The 26,558-nt window shown below is 61.4% G+C and carries 27 protein-coding genes and 1 pseudogene; 15 read left to right on the forward strand and 13 right to left on the reverse strand.

Going from position 1 to position 26,558, the window contains the following annotated elements; genetic code table 11:
• Positions 1-4 precede the first annotated feature (4 nt).
• Genes M3484_RS15965 through M3484_RS15980 form a run of 4 tightly spaced genes read left to right on the forward strand, consistent with a single transcriptional unit; the run spans position 5 to position 3,536 of the window.
• Positions 5-805: a CbbQ/NirQ/NorQ/GpvN family protein gene (locus M3484_RS15965; RefSeq protein ID WP_249497844.1), complete on the forward strand. Its 801-nt coding sequence runs from the start codon at positions 5-7 to the stop codon at positions 803-805.
• A gap of 3 nt (positions 806-808) precedes the next feature.
• Entirely contained in the window at positions 809-2,731 is a 1,923-nt protein-coding gene (locus M3484_RS15970; RefSeq protein WP_249497846.1) for a nitric oxide reductase activation protein NorD, read from the forward strand.
• Entirely contained in the window at positions 2,731-3,285 is a 555-nt protein-coding gene (locus M3484_RS15975) for a cytochrome c oxidase subunit 3 (RefSeq protein ID WP_249497854.1), read from the forward strand. Before M3484_RS15970 ends, M3484_RS15975 begins: the two co-directional genes overlap by 1 nt.
• Positions 3,286-3,290: 5 nt before the next feature.
• On the forward strand, positions 3,291-3,536 hold the full coding sequence (locus M3484_RS15980; RefSeq protein WP_249497856.1) for a cytochrome C oxidase subunit IV family protein: 246 nt from the start codon (positions 3,291-3,293) through the stop codon (positions 3,534-3,536).
• On the opposite strand, the gene M3484_RS15985 is transcribed toward M3484_RS15980, so the two are convergent.
• Positions 3,529-4,245 carry a Crp/Fnr family transcriptional regulator gene (locus tag M3484_RS15985; RefSeq protein ID WP_249497858.1) on the reverse strand — a complete coding sequence of 239 codons (717 nt, stop codon included), beginning with the start codon at positions 4,243-4,245 and terminating at the stop codon, positions 3,529-3,531. The genes M3484_RS15980 and M3484_RS15985 overlap by 8 nt on opposite strands.
• 32 nt (positions 4,246-4,277) lie before the next feature.
• Here M3484_RS15985 and M3484_RS15990 point away from each other — a divergent pair, with 32 nt between their 5' ends.
• Complete coding sequence (locus M3484_RS15990) at positions 4,278-4,943, forward strand: NnrU family protein (RefSeq protein ID WP_249497860.1); 666 nt, start codon at positions 4,278-4,280, stop codon at positions 4,941-4,943.
• Positions 4,944-4,963: 20 nt separating this feature from the next.
• Here the strand turns inward: M3484_RS15990 and M3484_RS15995 are convergent, their stop codons facing one another.
• From M3484_RS15995 to nirK, 4 genes are all read right to left on the reverse strand, one after another.
• Entirely contained in the window at positions 4,964-5,401 is a 438-nt protein-coding gene (locus M3484_RS15995; RefSeq protein ID WP_249497868.1) for a pseudoazurin, read from the reverse strand.
• A gap of 117 nt (positions 5,402-5,518) precedes the next feature.
• On the reverse strand, positions 5,519-6,226 hold the full coding sequence (locus M3484_RS16000; RefSeq protein WP_249497870.1) for a Crp/Fnr family transcriptional regulator: 708 nt from the start codon (positions 6,224-6,226) through the stop codon (positions 5,519-5,521).
• 108 nt (positions 6,227-6,334) lie between these two features.
• Positions 6,335-7,162, reverse strand: coding sequence for an SUMF1/EgtB/PvdO family nonheme iron enzyme (locus tag M3484_RS16005; RefSeq protein ID WP_249497872.1), 828 nt, complete (start codon positions 7,160-7,162; stop codon positions 6,335-6,337).
• 81 nt (positions 7,163-7,243) lie between these two features.
• Complete coding sequence (gene nirK, locus M3484_RS16010; RefSeq protein ID WP_249498216.1) at positions 7,244-8,308, reverse strand: copper-containing nitrite reductase; 1,065 nt, start codon at positions 8,306-8,308, stop codon at positions 7,244-7,246.
• A 264-nt stretch (positions 8,309-8,572) separates the two neighbouring features.
• Here nirK and M3484_RS16015 point away from each other — a divergent pair, with 264 nt between their 5' ends.
• Positions 8,573-9,775 carry an NnrS family protein gene (locus M3484_RS16015; protein WP_249497874.1) on the forward strand — a complete coding sequence of 401 codons (1,203 nt, stop codon included), beginning with the start codon at positions 8,573-8,575 and terminating at the stop codon, positions 9,773-9,775.
• A gap of 44 nt (positions 9,776-9,819) precedes the next feature.
• Here the strand turns inward: M3484_RS16015 and M3484_RS16020 are convergent, their stop codons facing one another.
• Genes M3484_RS16020 through M3484_RS16030 form a run of 3 tightly spaced genes read right to left on the reverse strand, consistent with a single transcriptional unit; the run spans position 9,820 to position 11,967 of the window.
• Positions 9,820-10,104 (reverse strand): metal-sulfur cluster assembly factor, encoded by a 285-nt coding sequence (locus M3484_RS16020; RefSeq protein WP_249497876.1) that lies wholly within the window; start codon positions 10,102-10,104, stop codon positions 9,820-9,822.
• Positions 10,097-10,624: a DUF2249 domain-containing protein gene (locus M3484_RS16025; protein ID WP_249497884.1), complete on the reverse strand. Its 528-nt coding sequence runs from the start codon at positions 10,622-10,624 to the stop codon at positions 10,097-10,099. The genes M3484_RS16020 and M3484_RS16025 overlap by 8 nt, the downstream gene beginning before the upstream one ends.
• Positions 10,621-11,967 carry a hypothetical protein gene (locus tag M3484_RS16030; protein ID WP_249497886.1) on the reverse strand — a complete coding sequence of 449 codons (1,347 nt, stop codon included), beginning with the start codon at positions 11,965-11,967 and terminating at the stop codon, positions 10,621-10,623. Before M3484_RS16030 ends, M3484_RS16025 begins: the two co-directional genes overlap by 4 nt.
• 548 nt (positions 11,968-12,515) lie before the next feature.
• Here M3484_RS16030 and M3484_RS16035 point away from each other — a divergent pair.
• A pseudogene (locus M3484_RS16035) lies at positions 12,516-12,635 on the forward strand (IS5/IS1182 family transposase); the annotation flags it as partial.
• 70 nt (positions 12,636-12,705) lie between these two features.
• Here the strand turns inward: M3484_RS16035 and M3484_RS16040 are convergent.
• The 5 genes from M3484_RS16040 to M3484_RS16060 form a co-directional block, all read right to left on the reverse strand.
• A complete protein-coding gene (locus M3484_RS16040) occupies positions 12,706-13,431 on the reverse strand; it encodes a FadR/GntR family transcriptional regulator (protein ID WP_249497892.1) in 726 nt (241 codons plus the stop codon).
• 358 nt (positions 13,432-13,789) lie between these two features.
• A complete protein-coding gene (locus M3484_RS16045) occupies positions 13,790-14,674 on the reverse strand; it encodes a 2-hydroxy-3-oxopropionate reductase (protein ID WP_249497900.1) in 885 nt (294 codons plus the stop codon).
• A 57-nt stretch (positions 14,675-14,731) separates the two neighbouring features.
• Entirely contained in the window at positions 14,732-15,517 is a 786-nt protein-coding gene (locus tag M3484_RS16050; RefSeq protein ID WP_249497902.1) for an NAD-dependent epimerase/dehydratase family protein, read from the reverse strand.
• Between the two features lie 53 nt (positions 15,518-15,570).
• Positions 15,571-16,764, reverse strand: coding sequence for an N-methyl-L-tryptophan oxidase (gene solA / locus M3484_RS16055; protein ID WP_249497905.1), 1,194 nt, complete (start codon positions 16,762-16,764; stop codon positions 15,571-15,573).
• A gap of 172 nt (positions 16,765-16,936) precedes the next feature.
• Positions 16,937-17,677, reverse strand: a complete 741-nt coding sequence (locus M3484_RS16060; protein ID WP_249497908.1) for a FadR/GntR family transcriptional regulator — start codon at positions 17,675-17,677, stop codon at positions 16,937-16,939.
• 110 nt (positions 17,678-17,787) lie between these two features.
• Between M3484_RS16060 and M3484_RS16065 the strand changes: the two genes are divergently transcribed.
• From M3484_RS16065 to M3484_RS16100, 8 genes are all read left to right on the forward strand, one after another.
• Entirely contained in the window at positions 17,788-19,983 is a 2,196-nt protein-coding gene (locus tag M3484_RS16065) for a hydantoinase/oxoprolinase family protein (RefSeq protein WP_249497910.1), read from the forward strand.
• 11 nt (positions 19,984-19,994) lie between these two features.
• A complete protein-coding gene (locus M3484_RS16070; protein WP_249497912.1) occupies positions 19,995-21,635 on the forward strand; it encodes a hydantoinase B/oxoprolinase family protein in 1,641 nt (546 codons plus the stop codon).
• A gap of 3 nt (positions 21,636-21,638) precedes the next feature.
• Complete coding sequence (locus tag M3484_RS16075) at positions 21,639-22,955, forward strand: alanine racemase (protein WP_249497913.1); 1,317 nt, start codon at positions 21,639-21,641, stop codon at positions 22,953-22,955.
• A 21-nt stretch (positions 22,956-22,976) separates the two neighbouring features.
• Positions 22,977-23,447, forward strand: coding sequence for a RidA family protein (locus M3484_RS16080; protein ID WP_249497922.1), 471 nt, complete (start codon positions 22,977-22,979; stop codon positions 23,445-23,447).
• A 46-nt stretch (positions 23,448-23,493) separates the two neighbouring features.
• Positions 23,494-24,162 carry an amino acid ABC transporter permease gene (locus M3484_RS16085; protein WP_249497924.1) on the forward strand — a complete coding sequence of 223 codons (669 nt, stop codon included), beginning with the start codon at positions 23,494-23,496 and terminating at the stop codon, positions 24,160-24,162.
• An 11-nt stretch (positions 24,163-24,173) separates the two neighbouring features.
• Complete coding sequence (locus M3484_RS16090) at positions 24,174-24,824, forward strand: amino acid ABC transporter permease (protein ID WP_249497926.1); 651 nt, start codon at positions 24,174-24,176, stop codon at positions 24,822-24,824.
• 65 nt (positions 24,825-24,889) lie between these two features.
• Positions 24,890-25,726 carry a transporter substrate-binding domain-containing protein gene (locus M3484_RS16095; RefSeq protein ID WP_249497928.1) on the forward strand — a complete coding sequence of 279 codons (837 nt, stop codon included), beginning with the start codon at positions 24,890-24,892 and terminating at the stop codon, positions 25,724-25,726.
• Positions 25,727-25,819: 93 nt separating this feature from the next.
• A complete protein-coding gene (locus tag M3484_RS16100; protein WP_249498219.1) occupies positions 25,820-26,539 on the forward strand; it encodes an amino acid ABC transporter ATP-binding protein in 720 nt (239 codons plus the stop codon).
• Positions 26,540-26,558: the final 19 nt, after the last annotated feature.

The raw sequence follows: 26,558 nt of genomic DNA on the forward strand, positions 1-26,558 counted from the left end.
ACCCATGGACGGAACCTATGTGGGGGGGGCTCAGGCCCCCTTCTACCTGGCGCAGGGCGATGAATGCGATGTCTTCGCCGCCGCTTACGCCAACCGCCTGCCGCTTTTGCTGAAAGGCCCGACCGGCTGCGGTAAGACCCGGTTTGTTGCCCATATGGCGGCGCAACTGGGCAGGCCGCTCTACACGGTTGCCTGCCATGACGACCTCTCGGCAGCCGATCTGATCGGGCGCTATCTGCTCAAGGGTGGCGAGACGGTCTGGGTCGACGGCCCCCTGACCCGCGCCGTCCGCGAAGGTGCGATCTGCTATCTCGACGAAGTGGTCGAGGCGAGGAAAGACGTGGCGGTGGTCCTTCACCCTCTGACCGACGACCGCCGCATCCTGCCAATTGACCGTACGGGTGAGGAATTGCAGGCCGCTTCCGGCTTTATGCTGGTGGCAAGCTACAACCCCGGCTATCAGAACATCCTGAAAACGCTGAAGCCTTCGACAAGGCAGCGGTTCCTTTCGGTCGAATTCACCTTCCCGAAACCCGAGCACGAAATCCCTGTCGTGATGCGCGAAAGCGGCCTTGATGAGGGGCGCGTCTCGCTGCTGGTGCGGCTTGCGGGCAAGCTGCGCGGGTTGAAAGGCCAGGACCTGGAGGAAGGCGTCTCCACCCGCCTCGTGGTCTATGCCGCGACGCTGATCGCAGGCGGAATGGACCTCAACCGTGCCATCCGCGCCGCGATGATCGAGCCGCTGACCGATGACGCAGATACCCGCCGGGGCCTGATGGATCTGGTCGTGGCGGTGGCGGGCTGAGCCATGGCACATCTCGACATCACGCCCTGGGAACCTGAGGAAACCGTCGGCAAGATCTGGCACCGGCTGGCCGCCCCCATGGACCCGCCCGCCCGTTTCCCCGAGGCCGCAGTGCGGTTTGACGAGATGCGCGGTCGGATTGCGGTGTTGTTCCGGGGTCTCGGCGGCAACGTGGATGTCGAGATGAAGCCGGTGGCGGATGAAACGTCGCGCCACCGGATCTCATGGCGGCGCTGGCTGGCCTTTGATGCCGAGGCACTGCCCCGCGCCAGTTTCGACGGCGAGTCCCTGCGCCTGCCGAATGAGATCGCGGCCTTCCCTGACCGCGCCGATAATGAAGCTCTCTATCTCTGGCTGGCGGCAGCCTCGGCCCATGCGCCAGCGACCCTGCCGGAAACCGACCCGCTGCGCGCCGATCTGGCCAGGGTCCATGCGGGCGTTGCGATGACCCGCGCGACCCTGGCCGCAGCCCCGGGCTTGCGCAGCAGCCATGCCCGGCTTTGCGCGGCGCATCTGGCCTTGCGCCAGCGCCCCGGCCTGCGCGGCACCGAGTTGCATATCGAGACCCTGGTTCGCCATCTTCTGGGGGATCCCGCGGTTCCCGAACCCGATCTTTTGCACCATTACGCCGCCCCGCCCGCCCATTGGCAGGCGCCCAAAAACTACCGCCCCGCCCTTCCGGTGCCGCTCTGGCCTGATCTGCGGGCGCTCTCTCGCGGCAACCCGACCGAGATCGCCACCCTGCCGACCGAGGGCACCCCTGAGGAATCCGGCGACGGCACCGCCCGCAAGGCGCGCCGCATGAAGGCCGATCAGGTGGAGCGCAAAGACAGCCTGATCCTTTATAAATTCGAGGCCATGCTGACCTGGGCCGAGATGATGAACATCAATCGCCGTGTCGAGGACGACGATCTCGACACGGCGAAAAAGGCGGCGGAAGACCATGAGGAGGTAGTGCTTGGCCAACTCTCCAAGGCCCCGGCTACCAAGCTGAAACTGCATCTCGACCTCGCACCCGAAGATGTGGACCGCGAACGGATCGCCGGGGTCTCCACCTATCCCGAATGGGACGCGCGCAGCGCGGCCTATCTGCCAGATCACTGCCGCGTGCTCGCGGCAAAGACCGAAGCCGCGCCCGATTGGCAAGGCATCACGGACGAGGCCGCGCGCCGCCGCATCCGCGCGGTGAAACTCCAGTTCGAGGCGTTGCGCCCGGCGAAACTGATCCATCACGCGCAGCCCGATGGTGAGGATCTCGACCTTGACGCGGCCTTGCGCAGCTTCGCCGATCTGAGCGCGACCGGGCGCGGGTCTGACCGGATCTGGCAACAGTCGCGGCCCGAAAACCGCGATCTGGCGGTGTCGATCCTGATGGATGTCTCGCGTTCGACCGAAAGCGCCGTGACAGGTCGCGCGGTGATCGACATCGCGCGTGAGGCGCTGACGGCGCTGGCCTGGGGGCTCGACGCCTGCGGCGACCGTTTTGCGATCCAGGGGTTTTCATCCCTGAAACGCGACCTGGTCTGGATCCATGACTGCAAGTCCTTCGACGAGCCGATGGGGCAGGGGATCGAGGCCCGCATCCACGCTTTGCGCCCGGGCTTCTATACCCGCCTTGGCGCGGCGATCCGCCATGCCTCTCACGGTCTCACGAAAGAAGGCCGCTCCCGTCGGCTGATGATCGTGATCACCGACGGCAAGCCCAATGATCTCGACCATTACGAGGGGCGCCACGGTATCGAAGACAGCGCCATGGCCGTGCGTGAGGCGCGGCGCGCGGGACATGCGGTTTTCGGAATCACCATCGACCGCGACGCCCAGAGCTGGTTCCCGAGGATCTTTGGCCAGGGTGGTTTCCAAGTGATCCACGAACCCGACCGCTTGGTCACCGCGCTGCCCGAAATCTACCGCCAGTTGGTGCTGTGATGGCCGTGCGCTCTGAGATGACGGTCGATGACCTGCCGGGCGAGCTGATCCTGTGGATATTAATCGCGTCTGAACTGGCGGTGTTCATGGCCGGGATCTCGGTCATGGTGATCCTCGGTCTGATGGACCCTGCGGGGTTTGGGTCGGCGCAGGCACAGCTCGACGGGCGGATGGCGGCGCTGAACACGGTTGTGCTGGTGACTTCGGGCCTTTTTGCCGCGAGGGCAGAGCGGGCGGCGGCGCAGGGCCGGGTGCAGGCGGCGCGCAGGGGGCTTTTGCTGGCGGCCTTGGGTGGGGTGATCTTTCTGGTCGTGAAGGGGGTTGAGTATGCCCGCGACATTCAGGCCGGGATCAGCATCGACAGCCATCCGTTCTTTACCTTTTACTACCTTCTGAGCGGGTTTCACGCCGCGCATGTGATCGCCGGCGTCGCGGTTCTTTTGCTGGTGGCGATGCGCGCCCGGGCTGATGCCGTGCAGGCGGGCGCGATGTTCTGGCATATGGTCGATCTGGTCTGGGTGCTGATCCTGCCTGCGATCTGGCTGATCTGGTGAGTAGCATGGATGTTCTGACGAAAACCTGGGCCTTGCTGATCGCACTGACGCTGGCGACCGCCACGCTTGCCGGGATTGATGGCAAGCTGGCGGTGGCGGGGATTCTTATGCTGGCTTTCCTGAAGGCCCGGCTGATCCTTGGCCGTTTCCTGCATCTGAATGCGGCACCGGGCTGGCTGATGGGTTTCACACTGCCAATCGGGATCTGGCTTTTGCTGATCGGGGCGGGCTATGCGCTTGTCGTCAGATAGCGCGGCTCAGCGCACCCGACCCGTCATCATGCGCCAGCCCCTGCAACGCAGTGACCGAGGCAATCGCGGCGCTGGTCTGGTTCACCACCACGCCAAAGTCGCGCAGCCGGGCGAAGGCACGGCTGAGACTTTCGGGTTTCATCCCCAACCGCCCGGCAATCAGCGCCTTGTCGTAAGGCAGCGTGACGGTCGCGCTTTGGGCACCTTCTGGGCACAGTTCCAGCAGGAACTCCGCCACACGCTGCGCGCCGGAGCGCGCCTTAAGCTGCTCGATCTGCTCCACCAGCCCCTGCAGATGCAGGAAGGTCGCCGACAGAACCGAAATCGCAGTTTCGGGATGGGCGTGCAGCAGGTCAAGAAAGGCCTGGGCAGGAACCGCCAGCACCTCGGCCACCGTGGTGGCCTCGGCCGAGACCGGATAGGCGGCGCGGCGCAACGCGATCGGTTCGCCGAAACTCTGGCCCCTGGTCATCACGCCGACCACAGCCTCGGTGCCATTCGGCGCAATACGGTAGAGCTTCACCCAACCCTCGGTCACGATATGGATCGCATGCGCGGTATCGCCGTGATGAAACAACGCTTGCCCGCGCCGCAGCTTTTTGACATGCGCGCCGTCAAGCAGGCTTTGCGCAATCTCGGGCGGCAGGCTGGAAAACAGCCGCGACTGGCAGGCGATCCGGCGATGCAGCGGGGTCAAAGTCGGGCTCATGCGACAGGGCCTTTCAGGCAGGGAGACGGTGGATGGACTGGCTGAACTTTGCACTCGCACTGACGGTTTTCTTCGCGAGCCATGCGGTCCCGGCAATCCCGGCGGTAAAAGCCAGGGGAAAAGCGGCGCTCGGCCCGGCGGGCTATGCTGCGGTCTTTGGCACCCTGTCGCTGGTGGTCCTGATCTGGGTGATCATCGCGGCAGGCGAGGCCCCTTATGTAGAGGTCTGGCCGCAATACCCCTGGATGCGGTGGTCGGCGAATATCGTGATGCCGGTCGCGCTCCTGATTCTGACCCTCGCGGCCGGGCAGCCCAACCCGCTGAGTTTCGGGGGCCGCAAAGCCGGGTTTGACCCTGCGCGCCCTGGCATCGCGGGTTTTGCGCGCCATCCGCTTCTGTGGGCGCTGCTCCTGTGGTCGGCGGCGCATCTTCTGGTCAATGGCGATCTGGCGCATGTGATCCTTTTCGCGGCTTTCGCCATCTTCTGCCTTGCGGGGATGGGGATGCTCGACCGCCGCCGGATGCGGGAACTGGGCTCTGAGGAGTGGAGCCGCCTTGCCGCGCAGACATCAAACACTCCGCGAGCCTGGCGGCTGCGTTCTGCCATGAGCCTGCCGCGTCTTCTGGCCTTCACAGCAATATGGGCGGCAGTTCTTGCCGCCCATCCGCATGTCATCGGGGTGTCGCCGCTGCCCTGAACCCTGTCAGTGCAGAACTGTCACTGAACCTGAGCGATCTCTGCATCCATCCGCTCGCGTGCCTTTTTCGGCAGTTTGGCGGTTTTGGCGGCATCGAGATTGGTCGGAGCCTCGCCGACCTGGATCAGTGCAACCATCCCCATCGCGAAATGCGGCGTGCATTTGACGCCGTAAAGCCCGGCCTCGGTTACGGTCAGCGTATATTCCTCATTGATCTTGCTTTTGAACACCTCAACGCCCTCGGGCAGGATGTCCTTGATCGCTTCGACATTGTGGCTCTTGTCGGTCGGGATGAAGTGGATGGTATCGCCGGGTTCCGCCTTCACAAAGGCAGGCTCAAAAACCATGGTGCCCGCTTCACCCTTGTTCAGCATATGGACTTCGTGCTCGGCGGCAAAGCCTGCCCCTGCCAGCGCAAGAACGAAAGCGGGTGCGGCGAGAAGGGTGGCAAGTTTCATATCAGATCTCCGGTCATGCGGACCGGGGTTCCGATCCGTTGAGACCAGAACTAGGGGGATTCTGCCGCGCGCACTTTGCGATATCGCAAAGAGCAGGAAACATCTTTGCCGCGCCGCTTACTCTTCGGGATCAGCGATTTTCGCCAGCCCTTCGGCATCGGTAACGGTCAGCTTCTGGCGTCCGCCCTCGACCAGCCCGCGCCCCTCCCAGGCCGATAAAAGCCGCGAAACCGTATGCAGCGTGGTGCCGGTCATCTCGGCAATGTCCTGTCGGGTGATGGGAAAATCGATGCGGGTGCCTGCCTCTTCGATCCGGCCTGCCTTTTCGGCCAGCCGCAGGACTGCATGGGCCACACGCCGCTCAACCTCCTGGGTCGACATTTCGCGCAAGCGGGTATGGGCCTCGTCCAGACGCTGGCCGATGGTCTGCATTGCATTGATCGCAAGGCGGGGATTGTTCTCGACCACCGCGTCCCAGTCGGCCATCGGCCAGGATATCACCAGCGATTCCACCGCAGCCTTCGCGGTCCCGGGATAATCAGGCCGCGCCAGCGCACGGGCAAAGCCAAAGAGATCACCCGGATGCACCACCCGCACCATGACCTGCTGGCCGTCGGCCGTGACCTGGCTGACCTTCAGCCGCCCATGCAGGAGGAGGTAAAAGGCCACCGCTTCGCCGCCCTGCTCAAAGACGGTGTCGCCCTGCAAAATCCGCACCGGCGTCGCGCGCACCATCAGGCGTGCCAGCGCCGCCGACTCCATTTGCCGGAACAAGGGAAGATTTCGCACAAGAGAGATGTCGATCGCCACGCTTTGCGCTTTCACTCTGACCTTTCCCTTCGGTGCCGCAAAACGGGGCAGAAGCAAAGCATTGATATTCATCCTGGCCCAAATACTCCCGCCGGAGGAATCCCGGGCTGGGCCATAACCGGCTCAGTTGACCTCTCTCACCAAACGAAATCCCAGATTGGCCGGCGGCACGCCCACCGAGCAGCCGCCCGATTTAGGATCGCGGACAAAGTCGATGATTGCGGCGCGGTGCAGCCCTTCGGCGATGTAGATGCCGCAGCTTTCCGTCTCGCGCAGGATGTTGCCGCTTGCGTCGATATCGCCCCGGCGCAGGCAGGTCGAGGTCCATTCCCAGACTGCGCCACCGATATCATGCACGCCCAGCGAATTGACGTTCAGACTGCCGACAGGTCGTATCTCGCGGTCCAGAACGCGCGAGCGCGCCGATTCCACCTGATATTCCGCCAGCCAGCGCACGGCTGGGTTGGCGGGATCGCTTTCGACGTCAAGCGCATCATCGCGGAAGAGTTCCGCCGCCGCATGGGCCCATTCGATGTCCGAAGGCAACCGCCAGGTCTCGCCGGTCTGCTCAGAGAGCCAGGTGGCATAGGCCTGCGCATCAAACCAGTTCACCGCGGTGACCGGCAGATCAGGCCTGGCGGTGATCTGGCCAGGGGCCGCACACCCGCCTGACCCCACGCAATCCATCCAATCGCCATGGCTGACCGGGACGGCCATGATATCGACCGGAGCCGGGATCGAAACGACAACAAGCGGCGCATCCGCCGCGAGGCCATCCCTCTGCCAGTCGCCATCGATGCGATGTTCAAAGGGCGCTGGCTCCAGCCGCACCACCACTGGCGACAATGGCCTATCGGGCAAGTGTTCGCTGGCGGTACCGGGCAGCACAAGCTGCAATGTGCCTGCCAGAGCGGTCACGAGGCCCGAGAGGAATATGGTGCTGATTTGCATGGCAGAGCTCCCTCCAGAAAGCCCCGCTGCGCAATATCTGCGCAGCGGGTGGGGTCAGTTGCGGATCTGATCGGCCCGTGATCAGATTGGGCTGGGGGCCAGGACCTGCATCATCAGGTCGTCGTTCCAATCGCCCTCAACCACGATATGGGCGGCGGCGCCAAGCTCGAAAGCCTCGATCAGATTGTGGTTCACATAGGCGTAAACCCCGGGCTGCTCGAAAGTATAGACCATCAGGCCCGCAGTGCCGCCGGGGATGAACCAGGTCTCCAGACCACGCTCGGGCGGGTTGTTGAACTTGCCGGTCGCCCAGACATAATCGCCATGCCCGCCGATCAGGTGGGGCCGCGTGTCGCGGTTTGCCTGACCGTGGATGAAGGCGACTGTCTCGCCGACTTTCGCCGTCATCGCATGGTCGCCGGTCAGGGCACCCACCGCGCCGTTGAAGACCACATGGGTCGGGGTCAGCGTGCGCATGACGGCCAGCGTATCCTCATAGCTTTCGCCGGGGCTGTCATATTGCTTCCAGTTGCCGGCCTCGTCGCGCGGCACATAGAAGTCCTGCTCGCCGATGTAATAAACCTTGTCATATTTGACCGGCTCGCCGTCGCGGTCTTTCAGCCCGTCGCGCGGCAGCACCATGATCACGCCATTCATCCCCGAGACCACATGCCAGGCCACCATGCCCGGAGGGGCGCAGTGATAGACAAAGACGCCCGGTTTAGTGGCCTTCCAGCGCAGCACCGTCTTTTCGCCCGGGTTCACCTGGGTCAGTGCGCCGCCGCCAAGCGCCCCGGTCGAGCTGTGGAAGTCGATATTGTGCATCAGCTCATTGGTATCGGGGTTGAACAGCGTGAGTTCGACATAGTCGCCCTCATGCACCACCATCAGCGGGCCGGGCACCGTACCGTTGAAGGTCGAGGCCCAGTAGGTTGCGCCGCTGTCATCGAGGGTGATCTTCTTCTCGATGATGGTCATCTCGAATTCGACCACTTTCGGGCCGCCACTCGCCACCTGTTCATGCTCATGGACAAAAGGCGGATCGACCAGCTTCACCTTGACGCGCGGCAGGCTGGCGATATCGGCGTTCGCGGCCGGGGTCAGCACCTCTTTCGTCTCGGCAGCGGCTTGGCGGATCTGGGTCATCGCGCCTGCAATGGCGGCGCCTGCAAGGATGGTGCGGCGGCTTACGGGCAGGGTGGGCATGGCTGGTTCCTTTCGCTCATGTCACTGAATTGCTTCCGGTTCTGATCCGGTTGAGCCAATCATGCCCTGGTCTGACGCCCCCTTCGTTGAGCCGGATCAAATGCTTGGTGGTGAAATGGTTCGTTGCTTGCGGCAGCACAAAGAGCAGAGAGATTTCCGCTCTAGCTCTTGGGTAAATTGTCCTGCCCCCGAAAGTACCAGCCCATGAAAGACTCAAAACGCCCCCGTATTCCGCGCGGCCTGAAACAGGATGGAGCTGCTATCTGGTCATATGGTTTCCGGCCCTTCTTCCTCGGTGGCGCGGTCTGGGCGGTGCTGACCATGCTGCTCTGGATCCTTGCGCTCGCGCGGGGCCTGCCTTTGGGGGGCGATTTCGGCGCGCCGCTCTGGCACGCGCATGAGATGGTCTTCGGCTTTGCGCCTGCGGTGCTGGCGGGGTTCCTGCTGACCGCGATCCCGAACTGGACCGGCAGTCTGCCGGTCTCAGGCCGCCCGCTGATCGGGCTGGTGGCTTTGTGGCTTGGGGGGCGGATCGCGATGGCCGGCGCGGGTGTCACCGGCACGCTGCCTGCCTCATTGCTGGATGCGGCCTTCCTGCCGGTGTTTCTGGCCCTTTGCGCGCGCGAGATCATCCGGGGCCGCAAATGGAATGACCTGAAGGTGCTGGCCGGGGTCTTCGCCATCAGTCTTGGCAATCTGGGCTTTCACGTCGCGGTGCATCTGGGGGGCGATCCGCATCTGTGGCTGCGCGGAGCGGTGGCGGGCTATGTCGCGCTGGTTCTGATCATCGGTGGCCGCATCATCCCGAGCTTTACCCGCAACTGGCTGAATCAGCGGCGGGTGACGCTGTTGCCGGTGGCATATAACCGCTTTGACATGGGGGTGATTGTCTTTTCGGTCGGGGCACTGATGGCCTGGGTTTTCACGCCGGACGAGAGGCTGATCGCGGCTCCGGCGCTGATCGCGGCGGCGCTGAACATTGTGCGGCTCGCGCGCTGGAGCGGCGTGGCGGTCAGGGCGGAATGGCTGCTCATGGTGCTGCATCTCGCCTATGCTTTCGTGCCCCTTGGGCTGGCCTCTATAGCACTTGCCGCGCTCGGGGTGATCCAGCCGGTCTCGGCGCTGCATCTGCTGACGGTGGGGGTGATTGCCACGATGATGCTGGCGGTGATGACGCGGGCGACGCGGGGCCATACCGGCAGGCCGCTGGCAGCCACAGGCCTGACCATCGCCTCTTACCTGGGCCTTTTTGCGGCCGCACTGGCGCGACCATTGGCGGATCTGACCGGCTGGCCCGGCGTGATGGAGGCCTCGGGCGCGCTCTGGATCCTCGCCTTCAGCCTCTTCATCCTGGAATATGGCCCGATGCTGATCCGGGTCCGCAGGAAGCCACGCGGAGAGGCCTGATTGGCGCATGAGCAAAAAAGGGCAGCTTCTGCTGCCCTTTTGTTTCAGAATGCCAGAGGCTCCATCCGCTCCGGCGTCCAGGGCGGCTCCCAGCTTAGGCGGATTTCGGCGGCCTTGATCCCCGGCACCGCCAGCACCGCCGCTTCAACTCCCAAGCGCAGCATTTCGGTCAGAGGGCAGCCGCGCGTGGTGGTGGTCATCGTGACATGGGCAGAGGCTCCTGCGATGCGCGCCTCATAAATCATGCCCATCGCGATCAGATCGCGGCCGGTTTCGGGGTCGCAGACCCCGCGCAAAGCCTGTTCCAGCCCGGCGGCGATGTCAGTCATCCTTCGCTCCCGCCCGCACCATCAGCCGATAGCTCTGTCCGTCAGCCGCGTAATTCCCCGCCCATTCATGGCCGCGCTGCGCGAGTTCGGGAAACAGAAACATCGGCTCACGGTCGAGCAGCGCGAACAGGACCTGGCCGGGTTCGAGCGTGGTGACCTCCTCCAGAATGCGCACCATCGGCTCCGGCGGCTCCAGCCCGATCAGCTCCAGCACCAGCGCCGGGTCGGGCCAGAAACCGGCGCCCGGGGCCGAGCCGGGCGCCATGCCCAAATCGGCAGGTCCGCTGCCCTGCGGAGTGAAGGTCACTTCCCAGACGCCATCATCCCGCCGCCGGTCGGCACAGTCAAAGCCACGATTGGCCATGACATTGAACAAAGGCGCCGGCCGGAATGGCGCCAGCATCCTGAGCGCCTGGCCGGGCTGAAGCGCATCAATCGCCGCCATGATGGCGCCGAAAGGCTCTTCGCCCTGCGCAAGGATCGGGCGGACATCAAGCTCATAGGGAGGGGGCGTTGTCATATCTGGTTCTCTGCGGAGGGTGGGGATTTCAGGAAGGCGGGCAGAACAAGGGGCGGCAGGAGGCCCGGACGCTCGGGTGCGGGCAAATGCGAGAGGCTACGGATCGCCACCAGCTCGCACAGGATCTGCGTTGCGGCAATCAGCAGGCCGCAAAGCGCGAGACGAAAGCCCGCGTGAAAACCGGTTGCGAGCGAAAGCGTGCCGGTCCCGGCGGCGAGGCTCCAGATCGTCAGCGCGAGACCCGCGCGGCGCGGGTGGGTCAGGCTTTGCACGGTCGGAACCTTGCGCCGCCCGATCAGCGGCGCGAAAACCTGGATCCAGGTCAGAAAGGCGGTAATGCGGATCATCTGCGCAAGGGTCAGCGTCGACAGCCAGCCGACAAGCGCGGCGAAGACGGTGGCCCGGGCCAGCGCGCCTCCCTGCCAGACCGCCAAGGGCAAAAGAAGTACGGAAAGCGCGAGGAAGCCAAGCGCCATCCGGCTCCAGGACATGTTCAGCTCGGGGGTGGGGCGTCTGCGCGCGCGCCAGAGACGTCGGACATCATCGAGATAAATCCCACATCCCGCCAGCGAGATCCCGCAAACCCCGATCAGCAGGGGCGTCAGGCTGCCATCCAGCAGCAGCATCAGCAGCCCGGTCAGCATCAGCCCCGCCATCAGCGCCGCCAGTGCAAACACAGCGCGGCGCTGCCAGCTGGCCGCTTCGGGCGCCAGCAGGAACATGGCAAAGAGCTTGTAGCTGACCCCGATGGCGGCAAAGCTCAGAAAGCCGCCAATGCCGAACAGCATATGCAGGGGCAGTGCCTGGCTCAGATCGACGGCGAGGCGGCTGCCGGCAAGGGTCGAGACCATTGCGGCCCCGCTCAGCCACAGACCTGCTAGCCCCGCCAGCGCGACAAGCACCATCCTGACTTCTGGCAGGCGCAGGGTTTGCCGCGTGACCAGTGTGGCAAGGATCATCACCGCCAGCATCGCAAAGCTCAGGCCCAGGGCAACCGGCCCCAGCAGAAAGAGGGGCCGGGCGATCTCATACCCGTCAAGGCTGAGAAATCCGCCCGCCAGCGCCAGGGTGCCAAGCGATGAGGCAAGCAAAGCCGGGAGGGCAAGGCGCGAAAAGGCCAGCGGGCGCGCGGCCAGCACTGGCACGAATTGCACCAGCGCCCCCAGCATGACCTGCACCAGCCAGCCAAGCGCAAAGAGATGTACGATGGCAAGCGCCTCTGGCCGGTCAAAATCCTCAGGGCCGATACCCGCCGCCAGCGCCAGCACAAGCGCCAGCAAAAGGGCGATGATCGCGCTGCCGAACCAGCTCAGGGTCCAAGGTGAAAGCGATTTTCCCGGCATCCTCATCCCTCGGAAGGTATGCTGGTAACTTATAGTCTGGCACGCAACTTTCCTTGCGCTGGCTCAAACTGGGACAACCGCGCGCGCCTGATCCGTCTCCCGCCGACGAAAGATCTATTCGGGTGATCCTGCCGATCCCAGTTAAGACCGCTGCATCGACCAGGCCTGATGACTGTAAAATGCATGGATGCAGTTAATCCGGGTTGTGCCCGGTGATTGCTGTCGCCAAGCCGATTGTATAGCAGTCGGTGGGCCCCTGCTGGCCAGGCTCGCAGCACCGTCGCCCTCGTTTCCCAGGCGATAATGACTGGAATCCACTTTACAGTACGCGTTTGCGAATACATCCAGATGCACTTTGATCGCCAGCCCAGGGCAATCGCAGTCCGTTGGATAGGCCAACCCTGAGATTGTCTTACCCAGCCTGGTATTTTGCACGAATATTGCGTAGCAGTGGTGTGTCATCGGCCACCCGGCACTCTAATATTCCGCTTCTCGGGGGGTGATGCGAGTCGTTATCCGCAATTTTGACCGTTCAGCTACAATAAGACTTCGGCGCGCGCATCGTCGCGCGCGATCTGGATCGACGGACCGCAGAAATACAGATCCGCACCGCCATCATGAACAGATATAATTCCCTCGGCACCGCCGAGATCATAGCCCTTAGCTGAATATAGGACCGGATAGGTTAAGTTCGGCCGACAGGCGATTAGCGCACTTACGCCGCACGACAGATGCATGCTACCCTGGTGTGCCCGGTGGCGGCTCTCCAGCGGCTTGGCTTAGGAAGAAGGCCCGGAACTGAATAAGTATCCGATCAAGATGCACCTGCATTGCCCGCCTTGCCGCATCATGGTCCCCTGCCGCAATAGCTTCGCAGATGGCACGGTGTTCAAGGATTGATGTTTCGAGCGATTGCTGTGTAACTAGCTTGTTGCGCTCGGATGTCGGCATGAACGACTTGGGGAATAGCGAAATCTCGAAGACATCGAACATCTCTACGAAGGCGTGATTGTTGGTTGCCTTGCAAATGAGTTGATGGAACTGCCAATCGGCTGCCTCTACACCGCGATCCTCTTGGACTGCAAGGGCGAAGCCTTCTGCTGCACGCCAGAGCGCGGCCTCTTGGCTAAAGGAACGGCGAACTGCAGCCAAGCCGCATGCGTGCGTTTCGACAGCCACTCTCAACTCTAGGACATCCAAGGGGAAAGACTTGAACTGGAAGGCGGATTCCGCAGGATTTTGAGGTGTTTTAGCGCCGACAAATAGGCCCGCTCCGTGTCTGGCATCGATAAGGCCATCAGCACGCAGCGCCGCAACGGCCTCCCGGACGACGGTCCGGCTGACACCATACTCCAGCGCCATGTCCTTTTCGGTTGGCAGCCGGTCACCCACGTTGACACTGGGATCGGCGATGAACTGTCTGAGGGCCGCTTCGGTCTGAAACTTAAGTGTGCCCTTGCTCATGCTCAATCCACCGCTTGTTCTGCAATTTGTAGAACATCCCCGCAGACAAGGTCAAGGATATTACCCCATTTGTATGATGACAGGCCTAAGGTCAGACATCAATCGGCGCGCTAAGAGCTTGGATAATTAAAGAGGTGCTGTCCTATCCTGCCCACCCCGCGCATCACAGGCAGCATGCAGAAAACATCACCGGGAGTCTAGCGCATGAGGTGATCACTCGACCAGTCACCTCCCTGGCGAGATCATGTGATCAATCCGAAAAAAACGCCCGCGGTCGGGTCTGGACGCCCAAGCACTTCGCCACCGCAGGTCACCACTTAGCGCCAACATGGCACAATGGCGGGAGAGTTGCCTCCACTTAAGCGAGTTGATGACCGGCAAGCAGTTCGAGTGCCCGCACCAGCGCGGAATGATCCTCGTCCCGTTCCGCTGATCCAGCACAGGTCCCGAAGAGCTGCTGGCACAGCGCAGTCGCGGGCAGCGGCATACCGATGGATCTGCCGGCCGCCAATGCGAGGTCAAGATCCTTCTGATGCAATGAAATCCGGAAACCCGGGTCGAACCTGCGTACGATCATGCGCTCCCCATGCACCTCCAACACCCGTGAAGCAGCAAAACCGCCCATCAATGCCTCCCGCACCTTTGCCGGATCACATCCCGACTTGCTTGCGAATACCAGCGCTTCAGACACAGCCTGGATGTTCAATGCCACGATAATCTGGTTGGCGATTTTGCAGACCTGCCCGGCACCGTTATCCTCGCCCACGTGGGTGATGTTCCGTCCCATCAGGCTGAGCAGCGGTAAGGCTCGTTCGAAAGATCGGTTGGCTCCACCTGCCATGATGGTGAGGGATGCCGCTTTCGCACCAACCTCCCCACCGGAAACAGGCGCATCCAGGTAACTCAGACCAGCTGCCTTGACCCGGTCAGCGATCGCCTTGGTCGCCTGTGGGCTTATGGAGCTCATATCGATGATAAGCTGATCGGGCATCCCGGCATCCAGGACGCCTGCCTGGCCAAGGATCACCCTTTCGACGTCGGGCGTGTTTGGCAACATGGTGATTACCATGTCGCAAGACTTTGCGACATCGGCTGGACTGTCCAACACAATCAGCCCGCCATCGACCAGCGCTGCGGGTGGGGGCGACCGGTTGATGCTGGTGATGATTTCATGGCCGGCCTTCTGGAGGTGACTGGCCATGGGAGCGCCCATGATACCCAGACCGATAAAGCCAATTTTCATGGTAATGAGCCCTTTCTGGGTTCTGATGACGGGCGCTCTGATTTCGGACGGGCCCGATCAGGGGCGAGCGAAAATCCCGCCTTGAAGTCGGTTGACGATATCGTCGCGCTCAGGCGAAGGGTCGGCTGCCCGAATGTCCGAATACCAGGAATCCGCGGAATCCTTCGGACGATAGCCAAGATGTGCCGCCCATTGGTTGTTCCAAAAGCTGGCCGCGTTGTTCGAAGCTCCGTAGACAATGGTGTGCTTTACGCGCGGAACCGTCAGCGATCGCTCCACCAACTGCCACATATCGTCGAAGGAGAGCCAGGTGAGAAGATGGCGATGGGTGCTCGGTTTGGGCTCGCAGGAGCCGATGCGAACGGACACCGTCTCCAGGCCATATTTGTCCCAGTAAAGCTGAGCCAGGTTCTCCCCAAAGACCTTGGCTACACCGTAGTTTGAGTCGGGACGGGTAGGCGCTCGAGCGTCGATGACCTCAGTCTGTTCGTAGAACCCGATCGCATGGACCGAACTCGCAAACACAACACGCTTGACGCCTGCAAGCCGCGCCGCTTCATAAAGCCGCTGGAAGCCCAGGATATTGACCCGGTTGATGGATTCGAAATCTGCCTCTTTCGACAGCCCGCCGAAGTGGACGATTGCATCTACCCCTCGCACAAGCCCTGCGGCGACATCGGAGGCGCCCAGGTCCGCCTGAACCAATTCCTCATTAGCGGCCGGGTCCGTAATTTCGGAGATGTCGGTCGAGCGGAGCGTCTTGACCAAAGGCGCCAGACGCTTGCGAAGTTCTGTGCCGAGCAGGCCTGCAGCCCCGGTCAGGAGGATATTTTCATAGATCATGTAAACCTCATGTCTTGCGGAGGGGCGTGCTGGAGGGCACCCCCGTATTTGGATCAGGCGAGGAAGCGCTTCAGGCTGAAGGCGCTGAGGTCGATTTTGCTGGCGCCATCATGGATCACCTGCGCAACGCACTCACCGATGGCCATCGAATGTTTGAAGCCGTGCCCCGAGCAGGCAGAAACGACCATCACCCGGTCCATGGCGGGATGTTCATCAATGATGAACCCGTTGTCTGGAGTGTTGGTGTAGATGCAGGTGGCATTCTGAACCACATCCGGCTTCACGCCCGGCATGTTCGGCGCCACATGCCTGGCGTAGAACTCGTTGGATTCCCACATCTCGGCCTTCGGCGACATGTCATTGTGATCGAAATCAGGCGTATCGCGACTTGCGACGACCTTGAAGCCTTCTGCGGGATCGGTGACCGGGAACCCGGTGAAGTAATCTTCCAGCTTGTCCGTCACAAACCAGATGAAGACCGGCATGTTATCCGGGGCAAGCGGTGCGAAATCATCCGCATCAAACCAATGGATGGTCTGGCGGGTGACAGTGAGGAGTTCGGTGAACGGTGCTCCAAGAAGTTCGCGCGCCCATGCCCCCGCGGCGACGACCACGCGCTTGGCGTGGAGAGTGCCTTTAGAGGTTTCCACGATGACCGTCGCACCTTCCTGACGCAAGGCGGTGACCGTGGTGTCGGTCATCACTTCGGCCCCGGCAGCTCTCGCCCCTGCGATCTGAGCCTCGATCAGCGCCTCGGGCAGCATATACCCTGCATTGGGCTCCAGGTAGCCGCGGTCCGTGTCACGGATGGTGCTGAACTGCGGGTAGCGGACGCGAAGCTGATCCGCGTTCAGCACCTCATGCGCAATGCCGAAGCGCTCGGCCATGGCAATGCTGCTTTCCAGGAAGTCATCTGCGCCATGCAGCGGTGTCGCCCCATTCATCGGCGACCCAATCACGAGTGTCCCGGACTTCACTAGAAACTTTCGGCCAAACTCCTTTTCAAGATCTGTGAGAATCTGATGGGAGCGGACCGCCATCGGCACATAAGCGGGGCCTTCTCCAACCGCCTCTCGCGTGACCCTTGTGCCGCCATGGCTTGAGCCCTTATTATGCGGAGGCGCAAACCGATCAATGCCGATCACACGCTCCCCTCTTTTGGCCAACTGATACAGGCTCGCGGCGCCCATTGCGCCCAAACCGATGACGACGACGTCTATTTCAATGGCGGCGACTTGAGAGGTCATGGTGGGGCAGCTCACGAAAGTAAGGTTGATCGAGTGGCGCACTGGCGCCCGTGGAACACTGAGCAGAGACCGCATCTCGACGATACCGTCGGAACCCGGGAGCGGGGAAGCAATCATGAATCATCAAAGATACGATCTCTTGTGAGTGATCGTATCTTTAAAGCCGCCCTCGTCAAGCCTGATCTTCGCTCCACGGCGCGTTTCCTGTCTGCAACAGCCTGCGGTAGCGTGCCTGACTTCCACCAATGTGGGCCCGCATTGCGGCCGCCGCCGCCACGGCCGAGCCGCTTGCAATTGCTTCGCAAATCTCTAGGTGCTCATGGATTGAAGTCGCAAGATATTTGTTCATTATCAGATTATTAGGCTGCGCTTTCTGCAGCTTTCTGCGCGGCAAGATCGCCATCCCGACCCGATCAAAGAATTCAACAAAGGCTTCATTGTTCGAAGCTTCGGAAATGCTCCGATGGAAGGCCCAGTCGGCGAGGTCAGATGACTCCCCGGCGCGCAGGGCCCTCGCAAACTCTTCGGCCGACTGAAAAATACGCGCCTCCTGCGCCCAGGAGCGCCGCTCCGCAGCAAGGCTGGCCGCATAAATCTCAATCGACATTCGCAGCTCCAGCATGTCGATGAGTGGCGCGGTGAATGGCAGGCTGGGTGACTTCGCAATATCTTGATATTGCTCTTCTTTTTCAATGGAAAGGAACACGCCAACCCCATGTCGGACCTCCAGGATTCCATCGGCGCGCAAGCCCGCGATCGCCTCGCGGATCACGGTTCGGCTGACACCAAATTGCTCTGCGAGAACTTTTTCAGTGGGCAGCTTTTCGCCCGGCTCGAGCGCATCCACGTCGATCAACTGCAGCAGAGCCTGCTGAGCCTTCCGGGTGAGAGAGGTCTTCGATTCGGTAGCCAAACGGGGTCATCCTTTGTCTGCGCGATACTGCTTATACCGAAGAACCGCAGGAAAAGTAAGCTCAATGGGTGATTGGTCATAACTCAAAATGAAATATCTTGACTTAAGGTATGATCACTTGCATCGTAATTTCCGAAGATGCCGGCGACCGCTCAGTTGCCCGGCGCAGCGGATCAAAAATCGCCGGTCACAGGGCGGCGCAGAGCAAGGGATCACCAAGGGATATGGACAGCGGCAAGGTCAGGATCGGGGTCGATATCGGTGGCACGTTCACCGATGTGGCCATGGAGTATCAGGGAGCGATCGTCTCCACCAAGGTGCTCACCGACTACACGGCACCGGAAGCGGCAATCATCCGTGGCATCAATCAGGTCCTCGCCAAGGCTGGGATCGGCCTGGGTGAAGTCGACACTATCATTCATGGCACGACGCTGGCCACGAACGCATTGATCGAACGGCGCGGAGCGAAAACTGCGTTTATCACGACCGCCGGTTTCCGGGATGTGATCGAGATGCGGACCGAGAGCCGCTTCGAACTCTACGATCTCAATATCGTCATCCCGCCCGCGCTGATTGGCCGCCGTGACCGCTTCGTGGTCGAGGAGCGCATAAACGCCAAAGGTGATGTTCTGCTGGCTCTGGATCCGACCCAGCTCGAGCCACTGGCAGCTCAGATTGAGGCTGGCGGCTACGAGAGCATCGCTATCGGATTTATGCACTCCTATGTGAATGACGTGCATGAGCGCCAGGTAAGGGACTTCTTCGATGTTCGCCTGCCAGCTGTCATGATCTCGACCTCGGCGGAAGTCTCGCCTCAGATGCGGGAGTTCCAGCGTTTCAACACGGTTTGCGCGAACGCCTATGTAAAGCCGCTGATGGCCTCCTACCTCAACCGGCTGGTGGACCGCCTGCGCTCAGAGGGGGCGAAATGTCCCGTCTTCATGATCCATTCAGGCGGCGGCATTATCACGGTCGAGAGTGCGGCCGAGTTCCCGGTGCGTCTCCTTGAATCCGGTCCTGCCGGTGGTGCGATCTTCGCGGCCGATGTGGCCCGTCGACACGGAATCAATCAGGTTCTGTCCTATGACATGGGCGGCACCACCGCAAAAATCTGTCTGATCGAGAACGCGCTGCCCAAGACCGCAAAGACATTTGAGGTTGCCCGGACCACCCGGTTCAAGAAGGGAAGCGGGATGCCGATCTCGATCCCGGTGATCGAGATGGTTGAAATCGGGGCAGGGGGCGGATCGATCGCTTCCGTTGACAGCATGCGGCAGATCCGCGTCGGGCCACACAGTGCGGCCTCTGAGCCCGGCCCTGCGTGCTATGGTCTGGGAGGCGATAAGCCGACCGTGACCGATGCGGACCTGATCATGGGGCGCCTGGACCCTGATAACTTTGCTGGCGGCGCGATGAAACTCCACTCTGACCGCTCGACAGAAGCGCTACTGGCGGAAGTCGGCCGCAGCCTTGAGATGGACGACAAGACCACCGCCTTTGGTATCTGCGAGGTTGTCGACGAAAGCATGGCCAATGCCGCTCGCATGCACGCCGTCGAAAGCGGCAAGGAGTTGGCGGAATACAGCATGATCGCCTTCGGTGGCGCGGCTCCGCTGCATGCATCCCGACTGTGTGAGAAGCTTGCGATGCGCGATCTCTTGATCCCGCCGGGTGCCGGCGTAGGCTCCGCTATTGGCTTCCTCAAAGCGCCGGTCGCCTTTGAATCCGTGCGCAGCGCCTACGTCCGTTTTGGACGGTTCGATGCCGCCCGCGTCAACACGGTGCTTCAGGAGCTGCAGGATGAAGCGCGCCGCTTTGTTCTCGCCGCAGATCCCAATGCTACCATTGAAATGGAGTGCACCGCCTATGTCCGCTACGTGGGACAGGGCTGGGAAGTGCCGGTCACAGTGGCGATCCGCAGCTACACGGATGCTGATGGCGAAGCAATGCGCCAGGATTTCGAAGCGGCCTACGCCCAGTTCTTCGGGCGTCCGATTGATGGGCTCGACGGTGAGATCATCAGCTGGTCGCTCCGTGCCAGCGCACCGCAGGCATCTGCGGAATCCGTGACCCGGGTGGGCCGTCAGCGTGAAGCCGATGTGGCTGTGCGCCGTGACATCTTCGATCCGAAAGAGGGCCGTTATCTGCCCGCAGCAATTGTGGAGCGGGCCAGCCTGCAGCCCGGCGATTACGTCTCGGGGCCGGCTGCCATTGTCGAACGCGAAACCACAACCATCATCACGACCGCATATGAGGCGATCATGCAGGCTGACGGCTGCCTGCTGGTCACCCTGCGCGCCGCCTGAGGAACAAAGCCATGCAACAGAAGCACGATACCGTTTCGCAGATGCGGCTCCAGATCATGTGGAACCGACTGATTTCGATCGTCGAGGAGCAGGCGATCACTCTGGTCCGGACCGCGTTCAGCACCTCGGTGCGCGAGGCAAGTGACCTCTCTGCCGGCGTCTTCAACAAGGCAGGAGACATGGTTGCGCAAGCCGTCACCGGCACTCCGGGGCATGTGAATGCTATGGGTGAGGCGGTGGGCCACTTCATAAATGTCATCGGTCGGGAGAATATCCACCCGGGGGATGTCTATATCACCAACGATCCCTGGAAGGGCACAGGTCACCTTCATGACTTCACCGTGGTCAGCCCCGCGTTCCACAAGGAAGAGCTGGTCGGCTTCTTCGCCTGCACAGCGCATGTCGTCGACGTCGGCGGTCGCGGCTTTGGCCCGGATGCAAGCGAAGTCTACGAGGAGGGGATCTTCGTCCCGATCATGAAATTCGCGGACCGCGGCGTGGTGAATGCCATGCTGATCGACATCATGCGCAACAATGTGCGTGAATCGGATCAGGTCATCGGCGACCTCTATTCTTTGGCGGCCTGCAATGAGGTTGGCCAGCGGCGCCTTGTCGAAATGCTGGAAGAGTTCCAGTTGGCCGATATTGAAAACCTGTCGGAGTTCATCTTTGACAACTCCTATCGGGCGACAATCGAGCAGATCGCGAAACTGCCCAAAGGCGAATACACAAACACGATGCGCGTCGACGGCTATGGCGCGCCGGTGGATCTTGCCGTCAAACTCACTGTGAAGGATGAGGAGATCATCGCGGATTTCGCAGGAACGTCCGGCCCCAGCCCCTTGGGTATCAATGTTCCGCTGATCTACACCACCGCATACGCGGCATACGGGCTCAAGGTTTCCCTTGCGGCCGAAATACCGAACAACGCGGCTTCCCTGAAGCCTTTCAAAGTCGTTGCGCCGAAGGATTGCATCCTGAACGCTCAGCGTCCTGCGGCGGTTGCGGTGCGTCATGTCCTTGGCCATTTTGTTCCGGATACCATTCTGGGTGCGGTTCACAAGATGATGCCGGAGGTAGTGCCGGCAGAAGGCGCCGGTGCGCTCTGGAACATTCATCTCAGCGCGCGGCCGACCAATGGTCAGCAGGCAGACGGGATTGATCTGCACCGGTCCGAGATTCTGCTGTTCAACTCCGGCGGCAGCGGTGCGCGACCGGGTCTTGACGGGCTGAATGCGACGGCTTTCCCCAGCGGGGTTCACAGCATGTCGGTAGAGGCGACTGAGAATGTCGGCCCGATCGTGGTCTGGCGCAAGGAACTGCGCGAGGGCTCCGGCGGAGCGGGGCGGCAGCGGGGCGGCTTGGGTCAGGTGGTCGAGATTTCCACGGTCGAAGGGCATGAGTTCCACTTCAATGCCATGTTTGATAGGATCGACAATCCTGCGCGGGGCCGCGATGGCGGCGAGGACGGCCAGGCCGGCCGCGCCTATCTGGACGATGGCACTGCCCTGCAGGGTAAAGGACGCCAGTTCGTGCCCGAGGGGCGCCGGCTTGTCATCGAGTTGCCCGGTGGTGGCGGCTACGGCAAGCCCGAGGCCCGCACCGCCGAGGCCCATGCCAATGACCTTGCCGATCAGTATCTGAAGGCCTGAGCTATGACCGGCATCACCGACATCGCAACTGCGGATGGGCAATTCCGCCTTGAAATTGGTTTCCGTGGCGTGCCTCCGGGTGCAGAAGGACTGACCGCAGCGGACATCGCGCGCCAGGGCTGGACCCCGGCGGGCGGTAAGATGTCGCTGCCGCTCATCTCGGTCGATCTGGCCCAATATGAAAGAAACCGGCAGGCGCTGTTTGACACCTGTGTTCAATACGGCTGCCGGATCGCGCCCCATATCAAGACACCCATGTCTCCGGTTTTCGCAAAGGACATGATGGCTCATGGGGCATGGGGCATCTCCACCGCTGACCTACGGCAGGCCGGCGTCATGCTGGCTCATGGATTGCCACGGGTTCTGATCGCCAATCAGATCGGTGGAAAATCCGCCGTCCGCAGGCTTGCGGCCCTGGCCTCAGCACATCCCGAAGCCCGGATCGCGCTCTTTGTCGACAGCATCGACTTTGTCAATGATTTGGCTGGTGTCTGGGAGGGCGATGCAAGCCTTCCCGCCCTCGACTTGCTGATAGAGATTGGCATCGGGCGTGGTGGCGTGTCTACGACCTCTGCGGCGGATAGGTTGATAGCCTTCATCTCGGGCCTGGAAGACGATCGTATCCGACTGGTAGGCATCGCAGCCTATGAGGGAACGGCGAATGATCCGGACCCGACCGTCTTCGAGGCGAAGATGGATGATCTCTTCGCACGCACGGCCGACGCCTTGCGGCGTATGCGCGGGGCGGTGGGCGAAGGTCGGGAATTGATCGTTTCCGCAGGCGGATCCGGCCTATTCGACTACGTGATCGCCCGCCTTGTGCCGGTGGCACAAGGCGATGGGAACACAACCGTGCTTCTCCGGAGCGGCGCGGCCTATTTCAGCGACAATGGCAATATCCGTGACCGCCTGAAGGCCATGGCGGGACGTGATGTCCTGAATGCCGAGGCACGTGCCCGTATCGGGGCCGCATTTGAGCCTGCCCTGCGGCTTTGGGCCGAAGTCCTGACCGTGAATGGAGACGGCACTGCGATCTGTGGCCTTGGCCTGCGTGATGTTGCGCATGATCAGGGCCTGCCGGTGCCGCTTGCGGTCTGGCGAAACGGGGAATGCCTGGTCTCTTTGGAGGGCAACGCCAGGACCGTAAAGCTGAACGATCAGCATGCTTTCCTTGACGGTGGTGAGGCGCAGATCCGCACCGGTGATGTCATCGAGTTCGGCATTCGGCACCCCTGCACAACCCTGGACAAACACCAACTCATCTACGGGGTTGATCCCAGCCATCGGGTGGTCGCCGCGATCCGGACCTTCTTCGGCTGAGTAATGAATAAGGACAGCACAATGACCAAAACAGTCGCAGAACGTCTCCTTGAGAAGGGCATCAGCCTGCCGATCGTCGGCGTACCCACCGCCAATTATGTCCCGACCAAAGTAATTGGCTCGGTGATCTATGTTTCGGGCCAGATCCCACGACTGAATGGTGAGGTCAGGCACGTTGGCAAGGTTGGCGCAACGATCAGCCTCGAAGAGGCGCGCGATGCGGCGCGGATTTGCGCGCTGAGTGTGGTGGCTCAGCTCAAGCTGGCGCTGGACGGCGATCTGGAGCGCGTCCGGAATTGCATCCGTCTGCGGGGCTTCGTCAATGCGGTGCCGGATTATGATCGCCACGCGGAGGTGATCGACGCCGCTTCGGATATTTTTGTCGATGTGTTCGGCGAACGTGGGCGCCATGTCCGCACAGCGATGGGTGCCGGTTCCTTGCCGCGCAACGTCTCTGTGGAGATCGACGCGGAATTCGAGATCACGCCCTAAAAGCCGCAACACAAGAAAAAACAAGACAGGGAAGGCTGAAACAGCAATGGGATACCAGTTCGATTTCACGGTGATCTGGAAATCATGGCCTCTACTTTTGGAGGGTGCCCTGAACACGATGTATTACACCGTGGTTTCCATCCTCATCGCCATGGTGCTTGGCACGCTGGTCATGCTCGGCCGCAAGAGCAAGGTCGCGGTCATCCGGATACTGTCGCGGGTTTTCATCGAGTCTCTCCGCAACACGCCCTTCCTGGTGCAACTCTTCTTTGTTTACTTCGGGCTGCCATCACTCGGCATTAAACTCTCCATCGAGACGGCCGCGATTGCAGCCCTGTCGCTGAACACCGCCGCTTACATCGCCGAGGTGGTCCGTGGCGGGGTTGACGCTCTGCCCAAGGGGCAAATCGAGGCGGGTCGGGCCCTTGGCCTGAACGGCCGTCAGATCTTCTTCGATGTCGTTCTCAAACCTTCTTTGCGTGCGGTATATCCCGGTCTCTGCAGCCAGTTCATCCTGCTGCTTCTGATGACCAGCATCGTATCGTCGATCTCCGCGCCGGACCTGACCTATCAGGCGCTCTTCATCGAAAGCCGCTACTTCCGCAGCTTCGAAGCCTTCTTCACCGTCACCGCAATCTATCTGTTCCTGTCCGTCACGCTGTCTTCCCTACTGCGCGTCATCGGTCGGTTCTACTTTTCCTATCCCACCCGCTGAGGAGCCAGAGCATGATCAGGGAACTGAGCACCAACGATTTCTGGATCCTGGCACATGGGGTCAAGTGGACCCTCCTGTTGTCAATGATCGCCTTCATCGGCGGCGGACTTGTCGGGATGCTGATTGCACTCATGCGCACCGCAACTGCGCGTCTGCCGCGCGTCACTGCCTACCTTTACATCGAGCTGTTCCAGGGCACTCCAATGCTACTCCAGCTCTTCGTTGTCTACTATGGCCTCGCCCTGATGGGCCTGGATCTCAACGTCTGGATTGCGGCCTCAATTGGTCTGACCGCGCATGCGAGCGCCTTCCTCGGTGAGATCTGGCGGGGTGGCATCCAGGCGGTGCCGAAGGGGCAGGTCGAGGCGGCCCGCGCGCTTGGCATGGGTTACTGGTCACGCATGTATGACGTCGTGCTGCCCCAGGCCTTCAAAGTTTCGCTGCCCGCAACGGTGGGCTTCCTCGTCGGCCTTATCAAGGGCACCTCGCTCGTCTCGATCGTCGGCTTCGTCGAACTGACCCGTTCCGGCCAGATCATCTCGAACAACACCTTCCAGCCTCTGCTGGTCTTCGGGATCGTTGCCGCAATCTACTTCTGCATCTGCTTCCCGCTGTCCTGGCTGAGCGAAAAGCTCGAGGCGCGGATTGCCGCAGCAAGCTAACGCCTGGGCGTCCCGACGCGCCCTTGCGATCAAATAAGTCGACCCATCAACCAACGGAGAGAACCATGAAAACTCTGACCCGCCGTCTTTTCACCCTTGGCACCCTTGCCGGTGCATCCATGTTGGCCCTCGCAGCTGCCGCCCAGGCTGTCACGCTTGAGGAAATCAAGTCACGCGGAGTGATGAACATCGGCATCGTGACCGACCAGCCGCCCTTCAGCTTCATTGATGCTGCCGGGGCCAACAAGGGCTACGATATCGATCTGACCCAACTGATTGCGAAGGAGCTGGGCGTCGAGGTCAACTATGTTCAGGTGACCAGCGCCAACCGGATCTCGCAACTTCAGACCGGTCGCATCGACCTTCTGGCGATGCCGTTTGGGATCTTCCCGGATCGCGCCGAAGTGGTGCGCTATGTCGCGCCGCTCGCGCAGAACTTCGAAATCATCTACGGACCGAAAGACGTGGCACTTCTCGATGTGGCAGCTCTGACCGGCCACAGCGTCGGTGTCGAGCGCGGCAGCTCGATGGACACGAAGGTGACCGACAGCGCGCCCGAAGGAACCGTGGTTCAGCGGTATGATGATGCATCCTCGGCGGTGCAGTCCCTGCTTTCGGGTCAGGTTGAGTTCCTGGGGACGTTCAGCCACCAGTTCCTGGGCGTTGAGGCAGCGGCACCGGGTCGGTTTGATGCGAAGGTGACACTCGGCACATCCTATCTCGGTTATGTCGTTGCCAAGAACTCGGAAGAGCTCGCCGGCGACATCGCGGACGTGATCAAGGCAAAAATCGAAGACGGCACACTCGAAGGGCTCTACCAACAGCACTTCGGGACCGAATTCCCCTACAAGGAAATTCCGGCCGAACTCAATGGCGTCACCTTCGCCATCTCCGCTCAGTAACCCACTCGCCCCGGGGCGGATATCCCCGGGGCATCAATTCCGCATAGACCCCGCGGCCCGAGGAGATCCAAGGTGAGCAACAAGACAATTCGCATGACGGGCGTGAACAAGTGGTTCGGCCCCCTTCATGTTCTTCAGGACGTGAATCTTGAGGTTGCCGAAGGAGAACATATCGTTCTTTGCGGCCCTTCCGGTTCCGGAAAATCCACACTAATCCGCTGCATCAACCACCTGGAAGAGATCCAGAAGGGCAGCATCGTCGTGAACGGCACCGAATTGAACAGCAAGGGCACCAACGCCGATGAGATCCGTCGTGAGGTCGGCATGGTCTTCCAGCAGTTCAACCTTTTTCCGCACAAGACGGTGCTGGAGAACTGCATGCTCGCACCGCGCCGTGTGAAGGGCGTTTCGGAGGCAGAGGCCAGGGACACAGCAATGCGCTTCCTGGAGCGTGTTCGCATCGCCGAACAGGCTCATAAGTATCCGGCTCAGCTCTCGGGCGGCCAGCAGCAGCGCGTTGCCATTGCTCGGGCTCTGTGCATGGGTCCGAAGGTCATGCTGTTCGATGAGCCGACCTCGGCACTCGATCCGGAGATGGTCAAGGAAGTGCTTGATACCATGATCTCTCTTGCCGAGGAGAAGATCACAATGATCTGCGTGACCCACGAAATGGGCTTCGCCAAGGCGGTCGCACATCGTGTGATCTTCATGGATAAGGGGCAGATCGTTGAAAGCGCAAAGCCGACCGAGTTCTTCGGAAATCCGCAATACGAGCGGACCAAGGCATTTCTGGCGCAGATCCTGAATCACTGAAGATCCGAGCGGGTGAAAG

It is taken from the genome of Pseudomonas sp. GX19020, from assembly GCF_023371075.1.
Classification (GTDB): domain Bacteria; phylum Pseudomonadota; class Alphaproteobacteria; order Rhodobacterales; family Rhodobacteraceae; genus Pseudogemmobacter.